This window comes from Mycobacterium sp. 2-64 (assembly GCF_035918375.1).
Lineage (GTDB): Bacteria > Actinomycetota > Actinomycetes > Mycobacteriales > Mycobacteriaceae > Mycobacterium > Mycobacterium intracellulare.
Genome location: NZ_CP142361.1, coordinates 4,478,067 through 4,493,022 on the forward strand (window position 1 = coordinate 4,478,067; position 14,956 = coordinate 4,493,022).

Consider the following 14,956-nt stretch of genomic DNA (forward strand, 5'->3'; position numbering starts at 1 on the left):
TCCCTTACTTGTTCGCCAGCTCGGCGGCTTTGTCGGCGCCGGCGTCCATGGTCTCGGCCTGGATCACCAGCGGGTGGTTGGCTTGCGCCAGAATGCGCCGGCCCTCATCGACGTTGTTGCCGTCGAGCCGGACCACGAGCGGCTTGTTCGCTTCGTCACCGAGCATGTTCAGCGCGGTCACGATTCCGTTCGCGACGGCGTCACAGGAGGTGATGCCACCAAACACGTTCACGAAGACGCTCTTGACCTGCTTGTCGTTCAGGATGACGTCGAGGCCCGCGGCCATCACCTCGGCCGACGCGCCACCGCCGATGTCCAGGAAGTTGGCCGGCTTGACCCCACCGTGCTTTTCGCCGGCGTAGGCGACGACGTCGAGCGTGGACATCACCAGGCCCGCGCCGTTGCCGATGATGCCGACCTGGCCGTCGAGCTTGACGTAGTTGAGGTCGTGCTCCTTGGCCTTGAGTTCCAGCGGGTCCGTGGCGTCGCGGTCCTCGAACTCGGCGTGGCCGGGCTGCCGGAAGTCGGCGTTGGCGTCGAGGGTGACCTTGCCGTCCAGCGCCAGGATCCGGTCTTCGGGATCGCGCACCAGCGGATTGACCTCGACCAGCGTGGCGTCCTCGGCGACGAAGACCTCCCAGAGCTTGTTGATGGTGATCGCGGCGGCGTCGAGCACCTCGGCCGGCAAGTGGCCCTGCTCGGCAATGGAACGCGCGGTCGCCAGGTCGACACCCTTGACGGCGTCCACCGACACCTTGGCCAGCCGCTCGGGCTTGGTCGCCGCCACCTCCTCGATTTCCATGCCGCCCTCGACCGAGCACATGGCCAGGTAGGTGCGGTTGGCGCGGTCGAGCAGGAACGAGATGTAGTACTCCTCGGCGATGTCGCTGGCCTCGGCGACCAACAGCTTCTTGACGACGTGTCCCTTGATGTCGAGACCGAGGATGTTCTTCGCATGTTCGAAGGCGTCCTCGGGCGTCGCCGCGTACTTGACGCCGCCCGCCTTGCCGCGTCCACCGACCTTCACCTGCGCCTTGACCATCACCGGACGACCGATCTCGGTGGCGATCTCGCGAGCGCCCTCGGCGGTGTCGGTCACGCGTCCCGGCGTAGTCGGTACGTTGTGCTTGGCGAACAATTCTTTTGCTTGATACTCGAAAAGATCCATGGACTCTCTGTCTTCACTCGACTCAACTGCTAGGCCTCTTGGTCGGCGGTGCCGCATCCGGCAATTCGCACGGACGAACTGTATCCACCCCCGAAATGGCTTTGACCGCCGCGTCCGCCGATGTGGCACAGCTCACGGGACATGGATAGACCGTCCACGTGATCCAAATCACAATTCCACCCGGATTGTGCGACGAGGTTGCCAGTCCCGCGCGTCAGCGGATACCTTCCTAGGGTCCAGATAACGTTATGGTCACGATACGAGGACATTTCAGGTTGCCCCAGCACCGTTTTGCCACGCCCTCTGCCGTAACAACAGGCACCTTAAGGGTGAGTCGCGCAGCAGGCGCCCGGTCGGCGGAGCCCCATCGGACCGAAGTCACGGAGATCCTTCCCCTCGACGGATTTGACTTCGATGACCTTGATTTCAGCGATTCCTATGACGACGTCGGTGATCACGCCGACCTGGACTTCAGCAACGACTCGACGTTCGACAACGCGGCGCAGGTCCTGCTCGCACCGGAGCTCGATGACCTCCACGAGACCGACGACCTGAGGCCTCGGTGGCTGGCAGCGCCCACGACCGAGGTGTTGGCCCGGGTCACTGTCGAGCCCAGCACCGAGCGGGGTCTCGATCACCCGCGCCCCACCGACGTCGTCGGCGCCACCCGCCGCGGAGGGCAGCATCGCAAACAACCCACCAGCGCGGCCCGTGGTCGATTGCTGATCTCGGCGATGGCCGCCGGCGCCGCCGCGGCGGCCGCCCACACCGCCACCAGCCACGCCGACACCCCCAAGACCGAGGCGGTGCTTGCCGCCAACGCGTCCGCACTCACCGGCGGTTCGGGCAGCAGCACCGTCCGCGGCCCCCAGGTGATTGCGGTGGATCCCGCCGCCACCGCAGCACTGCACAACCAGGAACTCGCCAAGGGCGTCGCCTTCGCCAACGACCGCGCTCAGCGCGAGGCGCGCTTGCAGCAACCGCTCTACGTGATGCCGACCAAGGGCATATTCACCTCCAACTTCGGTTATCGCTGGGGTGTACTGCACGCCGGCATCGACCTGGCCAACTCGATCGGCACGCCGATCGTGGCCGTGTCCGACGGCGTCGTCATCGAAGCCGGCCCGGCCGGCGGCTACGGGATGCTGGTCAAGCTGCGGCACTCCGACGGTACGGTCACGCTCTACGGTCACATCAACACCGCCTTGGTCAGCGTCGGCGAGCGCGTGATGGCCGGTGATCAGATCGCCACCATGGGCAACCGGGGCAATTCGACCGGTCCGCACCTGCATTTCGAGGTGCTGCAGGGCGGCGCCGAGCGGATAGATCCGGTGCCGTGGCTGGCTAAGCGTGGTCTTATGGTCGGCAACTACGCTGGTTGAGGTGACCGCGCCGAACGAACAACCTTCCGGTCCGCGTCCGCCCGAGCCCACTTCGGAGCCCTCATCTACCTCCGATTCACGGACGCGGATCATCCGTCGCGCGCCGACCGGGCCGATCCCCACCACGCCGGACTCCCCTACTAGTCAATTCGTTCCACCGACCCCGACGTCCCGGGGCGGCCCGCGTGCGGGACGGACGGGTTATGCCGGAGTGCCGGCCCTGGAACCCAGCGATCGCACGGCTGTCGCGGCGTGCGCGGTCAGCATCGTCAGCGGGTGGGCTACGTCGGTGGTGGCCACCGATCTGATCGCCGGCTGGTGGCGCACCGATCGCCTATTCTGCATCGCGGTGGCGTTTCTCGCCGTGGTATTCGGCGCCACCACGGTGACAGGTGTGATCGCGCTGCTGCAGCGCCGACCGGTCAGCCGCTACCTCCTGTTAGCCGGCGCGCTCGTCGCTTTCCTCACCTACATCGGCGTCTTCATCGCCGGTGCCCGTGTGGCGTGGGTCGTGCACCTGCTCCCGCTGTTGCCGATCTCCGCGGTGGTGCTGGTGATGCTGCCGCAAACCAAACGCTGGCTGGACGCCCGGCCCTCGCCGAACATGTACTGACGGCGCAGGTTTCGCGGCTTTCGCGCTGAGCGCACGTTCGACGCGGTCGATCGCCGCCGGGCTAGAGCTTACTGAGCGGGGCGTGGTTGTGCATCAGCTTCACCCGACCCGAGCTACCGAAGTCGATCAGCGACATCGCCGATTCGCCGACACCCGAAACTTCCTCGACCCGGCCCAGGCCGTACTTGTCGTGCGTCACCCGGTCGCCGGGCTCGAGCACCAGGAGCGGTCGTTTGCTCATCCCGGATCGAGTGGGCGCCGCGCGCGGCGTACCGAAGCGTCCGGCACCACTCACCGGCGCGCTAAACGACGGGGCCGGCGCGGTGCGGCGCCAATCGATCAATTCTTGCGGAATCTCTCTGAGGAAACGGGATTCCGGGTTGAGCACGGGCTGTCCCCAGGAGGAGCGGACAATGGCCCTGCTCACGTACAGCCGTTGCCGGGCCCGGGTGATGCCCACGTAGGCCAGGCGCCGCTCCTCGGAGAGTTCGGTCGGGTCGTCCAATGACCGCATGTGGGGGAACATCCCGTCCTCCCACCCGGTGACGAACACCACCGGAAACTCGAGGCCTTTCGCGGTGTGCAGGGTCATCAGCGTGACCATGCCGGCGCCGTCCTCGGGGATTTCGTCGCTGTCGGAAACCAGCGACACCCTTTCCAAGAACTCCGCCAGCACACCGGTATCCGGCACGTCCTCGTCTTCGGGCGTGTGCAGCGACTCGTCCAGCGCGTCGGCGTTCGCCCGGTCGGTACTGAATTCGTGTGCGACACTGACGAGTTCGTTGAGGTTGTCCAACCGCGCCAGTTCCTGGGGATCGCTGGAGGATTCCAGCTCCCTGCGGTACCCGGTGCGTTCGAGCACAGACTCGACGAGATCCCCGAGATCGTCATCCAGGCGGCCGCGCAGCTCGTCGAGAAGCTCGACGAAACCCGCGATCGCCTTCTCCGCGCGGGAATTCAGCATCGGCACTTTGCCTTCGGCCGCGGCGACGAGTGCGTCGGCGAAGCTGGCCCCGGTGTTCTCGGCGTACACCGCCACGCAAGCCTCGGCGCGATCTCCGATGCCCCGTCGCGGGGTATTGAGGATGCGCCGCATGCTGACCGCATCCCCGGGGTTGTCCAGCACCCGCAGATAGGCGACAATGTCGCGAATCTCCTTGCGCTCGTAAAACCGCACTCCCCCAACGACTTTGTACGGAATCCCGGCGCGGATGAAGACCTCTTCCAACGACCGCGACGAGTTGTTGGTGCGATAGAAGACGGCGACGTCGTTGTAGGTGATCTCGCCCTTGTCGGCGAGTGCGTCGATCTCCTCGGCGACGAATCTGGCCTCGTCGTGCTCGTTGTCGGCGACGTAGCCGACGATCAATTCGCCGGCGCCTTCGGCGGTCCACAGGCGTTTGTCCCGGCGCCCGGAATTGCGGGCGATCACGGAGTTGGCCGCCGACAAAATGTTCTGCGTCGACCGGTAATTCTGTTCCAGCAGAATGGTTGTCGCGTCGGGGTAGTCGCGTTCGAAGTCCTCGATGTTGCGGATGGTGGCGCCGCGGAACGCATAGATCGACTGGTCGGCGTCGCCGACCACGCACAACTCGGCGGGCGGCACATCGTCGGACGATGCCGGTGCTTCTGTGCCGCCGCGGCCCACCAGTTCCCGCACCAGCACGTACTGGGCGTGGTTGGTGTCCTGGTACTCGTCGACGAGCACATGCCGGAACCGCCGCCGGTAATGCTGGGCGATCTGCGGGAAAGCCCGCAACACCGCCACGGTTTCCCCGATCAGGTCGTCGAAGTCCAGCGCGTTCGCCGCCCGCAGCCGGCGCTGATACTCGCCGTAGACGCTCGCCACCGTGCGCGACAACTCGTCGGAATCGTCGGTCAGCTTGGAGACCGCGTCGGCGGGGTCGATCAGCTCGTTCTTCAGGTTGGAGATGGCGTTGGCCAACAGCCGCGGCGAGTAGCGCTTGATGTCGAGGCCCATGTCGCGCCCGATCATCTGCAACAGCCGCCGCGAATCGTCGGCGTCGTAGATCGAAAAGTTGGAGTTGAGGCCTTCGATCAGGGACGCCTGGTTGCGCAGGATGCGCACGCAGGTCGAGTGAAAGGTGGACACCCACATGGCGCGGGCCCGGTTACCGACCAGCCGCACCACCCGCTCCCGCATCTCGGCCGCGGCCTTGTTGGTGAAGGTGATCGCCAGCACCTGGCCGACCCCCACGCCGCGGGCCGCGATCAGGTAGGCGATGCGACGCGTCAACACCGCGGTCTTGCCCGAACCCGCCCCGGCGACGATCAGCAGCGGGGAGCCCTCGTGCACCACCGCCTGGCGCTGTTGCGGGTTGAGCCCCTCGAGCAGTTGATCGGCTTCCGAGGCCGGCTTGGTATCTGTTGCGTGCACACTCATGTCAGTCCAAACTTACCGCCGCCCAGTGACACAAAGCGCCCAGGCATCAAACCAGGCTAGTGGCTCGGCCGGCCTGGATCGCGCCCCGCGGGCCACCGGAGAATGGGCGTGTCGGAACGCATTCTTCGACCCCGTTCTCGTGCCGGTGCCGTAATTGCACCCAAGTCCAAAAAGCGCAGCTTAAACATGTTTTTTTGCGCGCCCACCGTTTTTAATGGCACACTCATTTCGTGCTCAATGTGCAGTGTCGACGACGCTCCTCGACCCCGGAGTGGCGCCGCCGATTTCCCTACGGGTGCCGGTCCGCGGTGCCCGTGGTCTAACTGCTTCCGCAGAGCCCCGGACCCGCCTTCGGCGCCCGGGGCTCGTCTTCAGTGAGGCCCGATGCTGCATGAGTCCAGAACCCACACATCACGACGAAGGCGCGGAGGCAACAGGGATGAACATCGAGACGGTGGAGACCCAAGGGGCCACCGACATCGACGACCTACGTCTCGAGATCGATCGGCTGGACGCCGAGATCCTCGCCGCGGTCAAACGGCGCACCGAGGTATCACAAGCGATCGGCAAGGCCCGGATGGCCTCCGGCGGGACGCGACTTGTCCACAGCCGCGAGATGAAGGTCATCGAGCGCTACAGCGAGCTCGGCCCCGACGGCAAGGACCTGGCGATACTGTTGCTGCGGCTGGGCAGGGGCCGGCTCGGTCACTGAGCCCGGCGCTCGCCCCCACATCTGGCTCCTTCACGTCAGAGCCCATAGGGTCGAAGCATGACGGCCCGCGTCGGCGACGATGCAGAGCGAAGCGATGAAGAGGAGCGACGCCAATGACTTCCCTGCACACCCTCCCCGACATCACCGCCACCCCCGTGTGGGACGCCCTCCGCAGGCACCATGAACGCATCGGCGCCACCCATCTGCGCCAGTTCTTCGACGAGGACCCCGACCGCGGCCGCGAGCTGACCGTCTCGGTCGGCGACCTCTACATCGACTACAGCAAGCATCGGATCACGCGAGAAACGCTGCGGCTCTTGGTCGATCTGGCCCGCACCGCCAACCTCGAACAGCGCCGCGACCAGATGTTCGCCGGTGTCCACATCAACACCTCGGAGGATCGGGCGGTGCTGCACACCGCGCTGCGGCTACCCCGGGACGCCGAACTGACCGTCGACGGTCAAAACGTCGTCGAGGACGTGCATGCCGTGCTGGACCGGATGGGCGACTTCACCGACCGGTTGCGCAGCGGTGAATGGACCGGAGCGACCGGCAAACGGATCAGCACCGTGGTCAACATCGGCATCGGCGGATCGGACCTCGGCCCGGTGATGGTCTACCAGGCCCTGCGCCACTACGCGGATGCGGGCATCTCGGCGCGCTTCGTCTCCAACGTCGACCCCGCCGACCTGATCGCCACCCTGGCCGACTTGGACCCCGCCACAACGCTTTTCATTGTGGCATCGAAGACGTTCTCGACTCTGGAAACCCTGACCAACGCCACCGCAGCGCGCCGCTGGGTCACCGACGCCCTCGGCGACGCCGCGGTGGCCCAGCACTTTGTGGCCGTCTCCACCAACAAGCGCCTCGTCGACGACTTCGGGATCAACACCGACAACATGTTCGGGTTCTGGGATTGGGTCGGCGGCCGCTACTCGGTGGATTCGGCGATCGGCCTGTCGGTGATGGCCGCCATCGGCCGGGAAGCGTTCGCGGACTTCCTGTCCGGATTCCACATCGTCGACCGGCATTTCAAGACCGCCCCGCTGGAGTCCAATGCTCCTGTGCTACTTGGCCTTATCGGCCTGTGGTATTCCAACTTCATGGGCGCGCAGTCGCGCGCGGTGCTGCCGTACTCCAACGACTTGGCGCGGTTCGCGGCCTACCTGCAGCAGCTGACCATGGAGTCCAACGGCAAGTCGACCCGCGCGGACGGCAGCCCGGTCACCACCGACACCGGTGAAATCTTTTGGGGCGAACCGGGAACCAACGGCCAGCACGCTTTCTATCAGTTGCTGCATCAGGGCACCCGGTTGGTGCCGGCCGACTTCATCGGTTTCAGCCAACCCATCGACGACCTGCCCACCGCCGAGGGCGACGGCAGCATGCACGACCTGTTGATGAGCAACTTCTTCGCGCAGACCCAGGTGCTGGCCTTCGGCAAGACCGCCGAGGAGATCGCCGCCGAAGGCACGCCCGCCGATATCGTGCCGCACAAGGTGATGCCGGGGAACCGGCCGTCGACCTCGATCCTGGCCGACCGGCTCACCCCGTCGGTGCTGGGCCAGCTGATCGCGCTCTACGAGCATCAGGTTTTCACCGAGGGCGTCATCTGGGGAATCGACTCGTTCGACCAGTGGGGCGTGGAGCTGGGCAAAACTCAGGCCAAAGCCCTGCTGCCGGTGCTCACCGCGGACGCCTCCCCGGCGCCGCAATCGGACAGCTCGACCGATGCCCTGGTCCGCCGCTACCGCAGCGAACGAGGCCGGACCAGCTGATCGGTCCTCAGGCGAACATCTTGGTCAGCTGAGGCGGCAGCACCCGCATCAGCTGCACCAGCGGCGCCCACGGCCACCACGGCACCGCCGCCCGCCCGGGCTCCCGCTCCATGGCGGCGACGAGCGCGTTGACGCCAGTTTCGTTGTCCACCATCAACATTGTGCTGTTCGACTTGGCCGTCATCTCCGACTCGATGTAGCCGGGTTCGATGACCGACACCTTGACGGGTCCCTTGGCGTATTCGGCGCGCAACGATTCGCCCAGCGAGCTCAGGCCGGCCTTGCTGGCCGCGTACGCGGCCTTGACGCCCGGCACGCCCTTGTTGCCGAGCACCGACGAAATCAGCACCAGGTGGCCCGAACCGTTCTTGTTGAACATCTCCAGCGCGGTCTCGATCTGCACCAGCGCGGCCACCAGGTTGGTCTCGAGGGTCGCCTTGTTGGCCCACAGCTTGCCGGAGCCGAGTTTGGCGCCCTTGCCGATGCCAGCGTTGACGATGATGCGGTCGATGCCGCCCAGCTCGTCGCTGAGTTCGGCGAACACTTTGGGGACGGCCTCGTGGTCGTTGACGTCCAGCGCGGCGACGGCGATCGTCACGCCCGGATACTTCTGCGTCAGCTCGGCTTTGAGCTCCTCGAGCCGGTCGGTGCGACGCGCGCACAGGGCGAGGTCGCGGCCCTTGGCGGCGAAGGCGCGCGCCATGCCGGCGCCCAGCCCGGAGCTGGCGCCGGTGATGAGGATCTTCTGGCGAGTCATCGGGGCAGCATATCGACAGGTGTCAAGTCCCGGACGGGCGACTACTTCAGCAAACGCGACATCCGCCGGTCGGCCAGGACCTTGCCTCCGGTCTGACACGTCGGACAATATTGAAAAGACTTGTCCGCGAACGACACTTCACGCACGGTGTCCCCGCACACCGGGCAGGGCAGGCCCGTGCGGGCGTGCACGCGCAATCCGGAGCGCTTCTCGCCCTTGAGCGTGGCCGCGCCCTTGCCGACGGATCGGCTCACCGCGTCGGTGAGCACGGTGATCATGGCGTCGTGCAGCGCGGCGAGCTGCTTCTCGGACAGCTTGCCGGCGGTGGCGAACGGCGAGATCTTCGCGACGTGCAAGATCTCGTCGCTGTAGGCGTTGCCGATACCGGCGATCACCTTCTGGTCGGTGATGACGGTCTTGATCCGCCCGGTGTTGCCCGCCAGAACGCGGGCCAGGTCGTCGGGGCCGAGGTCCAGCGCGTCCGGCCCGAGGGAGGCGATCTGTGGGATCTGCTGCGGGTCGCTTACCAGCCACACCGCCAGCCGCTTCTGGGTGCCGGCCTCGGTGAGGTCGAAGCCGGGCGCCTCACCGGGCGTGCCCAGGTGCACGCGCAGCGCGATCGGGCCCTTGCCGGGGCGCAGCGGCGCCGCGGCCAGCGTGTCGGACCACCGCAACCAGCCCGCCCGGGACAAGTGGGCGACCAGGTAGAGGTCGTCCGTCCGCAGCCCCAGGTATTTGCCCCAGCGGTCGGCCCCGACCACGGTCTGGCCGTGCAGCGCGCTGATCGGCGGGTCGAAGGTCTTCAGGACGGACAGGGCGGCGATGTCGACGCGGCCGACCGTCAGGCCCACGGCGTTGCGCCGTAGATGATCGGCCAGCGCTTCGATCTCGGGCAGTTCGGGCACGGTTTCAGTCTGCCGGTCGGAGCAAATAGGTGTCCATGATCCAGCCGTGCCGGGCGCGCGCCTCGGCCCGCTGCGAAACGATGCGGGGTCCCACTTCGCCGACCGTGCCGGCGATGAGCAGTTCGTCGTCGGTGCCCAGGTAGGCGCCCCACCAGATGCGGGTGTTAGGCGGGCACGTGTTGAACGAGCAGTCCGCGTCGAGCATTACGACCGCATCGCCGGCCAATCCGTGCGCGCGCAGCTGCCGGCCGGTGGTGATCAGGACGGGTTCGCCGACCCCGTTGAGCGGGATGCGATGCCGGGCGGTCAGCGCCTGTATGGCGGTGATGCCGGGGATCACGTCGAACGTGAAATCGACCTGCGCGGCAACAGCGTCGAGGATGCGCAGGGTGCTGTCGTAGAGCGACGGGTCGCCCCAGGCCAAGAATGCGCCGACGCCGTGCGGACCCAGCTCGGCCGAGATGGCGTCGGCCCAGATCTGCGCGCGCGCGGCATGCCACTCCGCGACGGCGTCGCGGTACTCGGCGTGATCTGCGCGCCTGGGGTCGGCCAACTCGACGAACCGGTAGCCCGGTTCGCGGATGAACCGGGCGCAGATCTCGCGGCGCAGCGCCACCAGGTCGCTTTTCTGGTCGCCCTTGTCCATCGCGAAAAACACCTGCGTGTCGTTGAGCGCCTCGATCGCCTGCACGGTCACATAGTCGGGATCGCCGGCGCCAATGCCGATGACGTGGATGTGCCGGCCCAATGAACTCTCCTGACTCGCGTCGCTGCTCAACCACATTGCCGAATCGATACCGAATAGGCCTAGTCGGGACCTGAAGTACCCAGTACCATGGGTACCGTCTAAGCACCCAATGGAGGGACGCCAGGGATGACCACGTCGCTGAAGCCAGGTGGGCCGAGCCGTGAAGAGTTCTCCGAGCGCTTGCTGAAGGGCTCGGTCAAAAAGTCCTATGAGCCCGTCGTCGACATCGACTGGGACGCTCCGCTCGACCCGGACAAGTTCTATCTGCCGCCGCGGTTGGTGTCGCTGTACGGCACCCCGATGTGGGACGAGATGACCCGCGAACAGCAGATCGAGTTGTCCCGCCAGGAATTGGTCAACACCCTCTCGGCCGGGATCTGGTTCGAGAACATGCTCAACCAGTCGTTGCTGCGCACGATCCTGCACGAAGACCCGACCAGTAACTCGACGCATTACAAGCTGACCGAACTGGGCGACGAGACCCGTCACATGGTCATGTTCGGCAAGGCCATCGAGCGCGTCGGCGCAAAACCGGTGCGCCCCCGGCTGTTTCACCGGATGATCATCAACATGCTTCCGCTGGCGTTTCAGCGCGGGTCGATGCTGTGGGTGGCCGCCCTGATCGGCGAGGAGATCTTCGACTCGCTGCAGCGACAGATGATGGACGACCCCGAGCTGCAGCCAATCATTCAGCGGCTCATGCGCATTCACGTGACCGAAGAGGCGCGTCACATCCAATTCGCGCGCGATGGCGCGCGCAAACGCGTCGCCGAAATGCCTCGGTTCAACCGCTGGTTCATGGCCAACATCAACGGGCTGGGCGGCTACTTCTTCAACTATCTGTTCAGCAACCCGGTCCCCTATGCTCGAACGGGTCTCGACCCGCAGCGGGCCCGAAAGACCGCGCGCACCAGCCCGCATCGCCGTGACGTTCAGGTCGCCGGCTTCGCTCCACTGGCGGCGTTTCTCACCGAGGTAGGCCTGATGGGCCGCTTCGCGCGCCGCGGCTGGAAGCGCAGCAGGTTTCTGTGACGGCTTCGCGTCCCGGCAGCGAATCACGTTGCCACACGGCCATTGTCGGCGCGGGGGTCGGCGGTCAGAGCGCCTGTGATGCGTTGTCGGGGGCCGGCTTCACCGACCTGGTCCTGCTCGACCGGCCCGGCCAGGACGTCCTCCGGTCGCGGTTCGACGACGCCTCCGACACTTGGCTGTTGACCACGGCCGGTGGCGAGATCGTGCGGGCCGATGTCGTCGTCGCCGCGGGTGGAGACGTCTACGTTCCGTGGGTGCCGCACCTTGCCGGGCGTGACGAGTTTCGCGGCGAGTCGTTTCACGCGGCGGCGTGGGAGCCGGCGTTTGATCCGTCCGGCAAGCGCATCGCGGTCATCGGCACCGATGCCGCTGCCGGCTACCACCTCGGCCGGCTGGTCGAAGCCGCGGCATCCGTCACCGTCTTTGCCCGCGCACCCCGCCGTGTGGTCACCGAGGTGCCGCTGTGGTCTACCCGCGTCGCGCGCTGGCTGCGCCGCCACACCCGCCCGAGCGCGTCGCGGCCGTCGGTGGTGATCGCTTCGTCGGCGGTCGAGACGGTGACCCCGTTGGGGGTGCGCACCGGCGATGGTGTCCACCACAGCGTCGACGCCATCGTCTACGGCACCGGATTCTCGATCGCCGATCACGTCGCCGACGAGACGCTGACCGGCGCGGGAGGGCTGCCCATCCGAGAGGCCTGGCGCGACGGCATGGAGCCGTTTTGCGGGGTGGCGGTGCGCGGGTTCCCCAACTACTTCTTCATCACCGGTCCCGACCCGGACGCGCAAGCCCGCTACATCGTGGAGTGCCTGAAGCTCATGCAGCGCACCGGCAGCCTCCGCATCGAGGTGCGCGCCAGCAGCCAGCATGTCTTCAACGAACGCGCCCAGCTGCGACCGATCGAGCCGCCACCGGCGGCGTCCGCCTTCGACCTTTCGGCCAGCGCGCCGGCCGGCGACGACGCCTACGACGGCACCGCCATGCTGGAGATCGCCGGAAGCCGTCATCCGGTACGAGTCCGGCTCACCGGCCATCTGGACCCGATCGACGGTCGCTACCACTGGCAGGGAACCGTGTTCGGTTCGCCGTCCGACGACCTCAAGCAGGCGCGGACGGCCACGCTGACGGTGGGTGAGCGCAGTGCGCCGGCGCGCATCGTCGAACGGACACCCTGGGGCACGCACTCGGTTGCGGGCGTGGGCGCTCCCCCCTACGCGCTGAGCAACGGGTGAACGGGCACCGCGGCTGCTGACGAAGGCCAGCGCATTTCTGCAGGAGACGACCTGTTTTCAGGCCATACCAGAAAGTTTGGCCGCGCCCCCTATGTGGTAATCCCGTGGAACAGCGCGTGTTGGGCAATGAACTCCATTGTGCGTGCGGGGCGGTGCGGACCGACGCCGCGACGGGCACGGAGGGGGGCGCATGATTCATTCGATGCGGGGCTGCGGCATGAGTCCGGGGGGATCGGGATCGCGGCCTGCCGCTTTTCGGTGCATCGAAGCGGGCTCGCCGCGAACTAGACTTTTGCCGCTGAGGGCGGATACTCAAGCAGTCGGCCCGGCAGAACACACAAGGAGCGGGAAATGAAACCGGACGTCCCGATCGAGCTGGGATGAGCCCGGTGGCTGAGTCGGCCAGCTCACTGGCCGTCGCGACGCGGACGGATGATTCGATCGCCGTTCTGACCGTCGACGGCGTGCTTGACGCCGCCAATTCCACCGCACTGCGCGACCGCCTCATCAAGGCGACATCCGACGCGGCTTCCGCCGTCATCCTCGACGTCTCCGGCCTCAAGCTGAACGCCGAACCGGCATGGTCGACCTTTATGGGCGCCTACTGGCAGATCGGCAGCGCGGCCCACGTTCCGATCGTCTTCGTCTGCAGCAATCGGGCGACCCGCGAGGCGATTACGCGCAGCGGGATCGCGCACTTCATGCCGGTGTATTCGAGCCAGAAGGCGGCGATGAAGTCACTCGGGCAGAACGGCCGTCGTGCCGTGCGGCGCGCCGACGCGCAGCTGCCCGCCGACCTGACCAGCCTGCGCGAGTCGCGGCGGCTGGTCCGCGAGTGGCTCACCACGTGGTCGCAGGCCAAGCTCATCCCCGTCGCGTTGGTGGTCGTCAACGTGTTCGTGGAGAACGTGCTGGAACACACCGCCGGCGTCCCGGTGATGCGGCTCGAGGCGCAGGGCACGACGGCGACCATCGCGGTCTCCGATGCCAGCAACACGCCCGCCGTGCGGCTTCCGTCTCCAGCGAAGGGCATCGACGTCTCCGGCCTGGCGATCGTCGACGCGTTGTCCCGCACGTGGGGCAGCACGCCGACGGGGTCCGGCAAGACGGTGTGGGCGGTCATCGGCCCCGAGAACCAGCTCTGACTCGTTCCAACCAGTTCTAGCCACACCCATCTGGCGGTTGTGCTGAAACTAGAACACGTTCTAATGTCGTGGGACGACCCCTTCAGGAAGGCAGATGACGTGCGGTTTACCTACGCAGAGGCGATGACTGACTTTCGGTTCTACGTCCCGCTGGCCAAGGCGGCCGAGGCGGCCGGCTACGACGCCATGACGATCGCCGACAGCATCGCCTACCCGTTCGAATCCGACTCGAAGTACCCCTACACCCCGGACGGCAACCGCGAGTTCCTGGACGGCAAGGAGTTCATCGAAACCTTCGTGCTGACATCGGCATTGGGGGCGGTCACCTCGAAGCTGCGGTTCAATTTCTTCGTCCTCAAGCTGCCCATCCGGCCACCGGCGTTGGTGGCCAAGCAAATTGGGTCGCTCGCCGCGATGACCGACAATCGGGTGGGTTTCGGTGTGGGCACCAGCCCGTGGCCCGAGGACTACGAACTGCTGGGAGTCCCGTTCGCCAAGCGCGGCAAGCGGATGGACGAATGCATCGAGATCATCCAGGGTCTCACCTCCGGTGAGTACTTCGAATTTCACGGCGAGTTCTACGACATTCCCAAGACCAAGATGACGCCCGCGCCCACCAAGCCCGTCCCGATCCTGATCGGCGGTCACGCCGACGCGGCGCTGCGGCGCGCGGCCCGCCTGGACGGCTGGATGCACGGCGGCGGTGACCCCGAAGAACTCGACCAGCTGCTCGCCAAGCTCAAGCGTTTCCGCGAAGAAGCCGGCAAGACCGGGCCTTTCGAGATCCACGTCATCTCCGCCGACGCCTACACCCCCGACGGCATCAAGCGGCTTGAGGACAAGGGCGTCACCGACGTCATCGTCGGCTTCCGCATCCCCTATGTCAAGGGCAAGGACACGGAGCCGCTGGAGAACAAGATCCGCAACCTGGAGATGTTCGCCGAGAACGTAATCGCGAAGCTTTAGCGGCGGTCGCAAGCGCGGCGCAAGCCGGGCGCAGCGGGCCGCCGCCATCGGGCAAGCGGCGGTCGCAAGCGCGGCGCAAGCCGGGCGCAGCGGGCCGCCGCCATCGGGCAAGCG

At 66.5% G+C, this 14,956-nt stretch carries 13 protein-coding genes and 1 pseudogene; 8 read left to right on the plus strand and 6 right to left on the minus strand.

The features are described from left to right. Positions 1 to 4 precede the first annotated feature (4 nt). Positions 5 to 1,168 carry an ADP-forming succinate--CoA ligase subunit beta gene (gene sucC / locus QGN31_RS20720; RefSeq protein ID WP_014941343.1) on the minus strand — a complete coding sequence of 388 codons (1,164 nt, stop codon included), beginning with the start codon at positions 1,166 to 1,168 and terminating at the stop codon, positions 5 to 7. Between the two features lie 329 nt (positions 1,169 to 1,497). Here sucC and QGN31_RS20725 point away from each other — a divergent pair, with 329 nt between their 5' ends. Then, complete coding sequence (locus QGN31_RS20725; RefSeq protein WP_014941341.1) at positions 1,498 to 2,550, plus strand: M23 family metallopeptidase; 1,053 nt, start codon at positions 1,498 to 1,500, stop codon at positions 2,548 to 2,550. A 1-nt stretch (position 2,551) separates the two neighbouring features. Continuing rightward, positions 2,552 to 3,163, plus strand: coding sequence for a hypothetical protein (locus QGN31_RS20730; protein WP_193375535.1), 612 nt, complete (start codon positions 2,552 to 2,554; stop codon positions 3,161 to 3,163). A 61-nt stretch (positions 3,164 to 3,224) separates the two neighbouring features. Here the strand turns inward: QGN31_RS20730 and pcrA are convergent, their stop codons facing one another. Then, on the minus strand, positions 3,225 to 5,567 hold the full coding sequence (gene pcrA / locus QGN31_RS20735; protein ID WP_043954480.1) for a DNA helicase PcrA: 2,343 nt from the start codon (positions 5,565 to 5,567) through the stop codon (positions 3,225 to 3,227). A 391-nt stretch (positions 5,568 to 5,958) separates the two neighbouring features. Here pcrA and QGN31_RS20740 point away from each other — a divergent pair, with 391 nt between their 5' ends. Further along, positions 5,959 to 6,279, plus strand: a complete 321-nt coding sequence (locus QGN31_RS20740) for a chorismate mutase (protein WP_080587981.1) — start codon at positions 5,959 to 5,961, stop codon at positions 6,277 to 6,279. Between the two features lie 113 nt (positions 6,280 to 6,392). Then, a complete protein-coding gene (pgi, locus tag QGN31_RS20745; protein ID WP_008253999.1) occupies positions 6,393 to 8,057 on the plus strand; it encodes a glucose-6-phosphate isomerase in 1,665 nt (554 codons plus the stop codon). Positions 8,058 to 8,064: 7 nt separating this feature from the next. Here pgi and QGN31_RS20750 read toward each other — a convergent pair whose 3' ends face one another. The 4 genes and pseudogenes from QGN31_RS20750 to cobF form a co-directional block, all read right to left on the minus strand. Next, positions 8,065 to 8,814 (minus strand): SDR family oxidoreductase, encoded by a 750-nt coding sequence (locus QGN31_RS20750; RefSeq protein WP_008253997.1) that lies wholly within the window; start codon positions 8,812 to 8,814, stop codon positions 8,065 to 8,067. A 41-nt stretch (positions 8,815 to 8,855) separates the two neighbouring features. Beyond that, positions 8,856 to 9,323 carry a zinc finger domain-containing protein gene (locus QGN31_RS20755; RefSeq protein WP_233425330.1) on the minus strand — a complete coding sequence of 156 codons (468 nt, stop codon included), beginning with the start codon at positions 9,321 to 9,323 and terminating at the stop codon, positions 8,856 to 8,858. 201 nt (positions 9,324 to 9,524) lie between these two features. Further along, positions 9,525 to 9,719: pseudogene (locus QGN31_RS20760) on the minus strand (DNA-formamidopyrimidine glycosylase family protein); the annotation flags it as partial. Positions 9,720 to 9,723: 4 nt separating this feature from the next. Further along, entirely contained in the window at positions 9,724 to 10,467 is a 744-nt protein-coding gene (gene cobF / locus QGN31_RS20765) for a precorrin-6A synthase (deacetylating) (protein WP_041785384.1), read from the minus strand. A gap of 126 nt (positions 10,468 to 10,593) precedes the next feature. Between cobF and QGN31_RS20770 the strand changes: the two genes are divergently transcribed. From QGN31_RS20770 to QGN31_RS20785, 4 genes are all read left to right on the plus strand, one after another. Further along, positions 10,594 to 11,499 (plus strand): AurF N-oxygenase family protein, encoded by a 906-nt coding sequence (locus QGN31_RS20770; protein ID WP_009953057.1) that lies wholly within the window; start codon positions 10,594 to 10,596, stop codon positions 11,497 to 11,499. A gap of 254 nt (positions 11,500 to 11,753) precedes the next feature. Then, complete coding sequence (locus QGN31_RS20775; protein WP_233425329.1) at positions 11,754 to 12,731, plus strand: DUF4873 domain-containing protein; 978 nt, start codon at positions 11,754 to 11,756, stop codon at positions 12,729 to 12,731. A gap of 380 nt (positions 12,732 to 13,111) precedes the next feature. Further along, on the plus strand, positions 13,112 to 13,876 hold the full coding sequence (locus QGN31_RS20780) for an STAS domain-containing protein (protein WP_008253988.1): 765 nt from the start codon (positions 13,112 to 13,114) through the stop codon (positions 13,874 to 13,876). Positions 13,877 to 13,975: 99 nt separating this feature from the next. Further along, the gene (locus QGN31_RS20785) at positions 13,976 to 14,842 is read left to right on the plus strand and encodes an LLM class flavin-dependent oxidoreductase (protein WP_041785383.1); all 867 of its coding nucleotides are present in this window, start codon (positions 13,976 to 13,978) and stop codon (positions 14,840 to 14,842) included. Positions 14,843 to 14,956 lie beyond the last annotated feature (114 nt).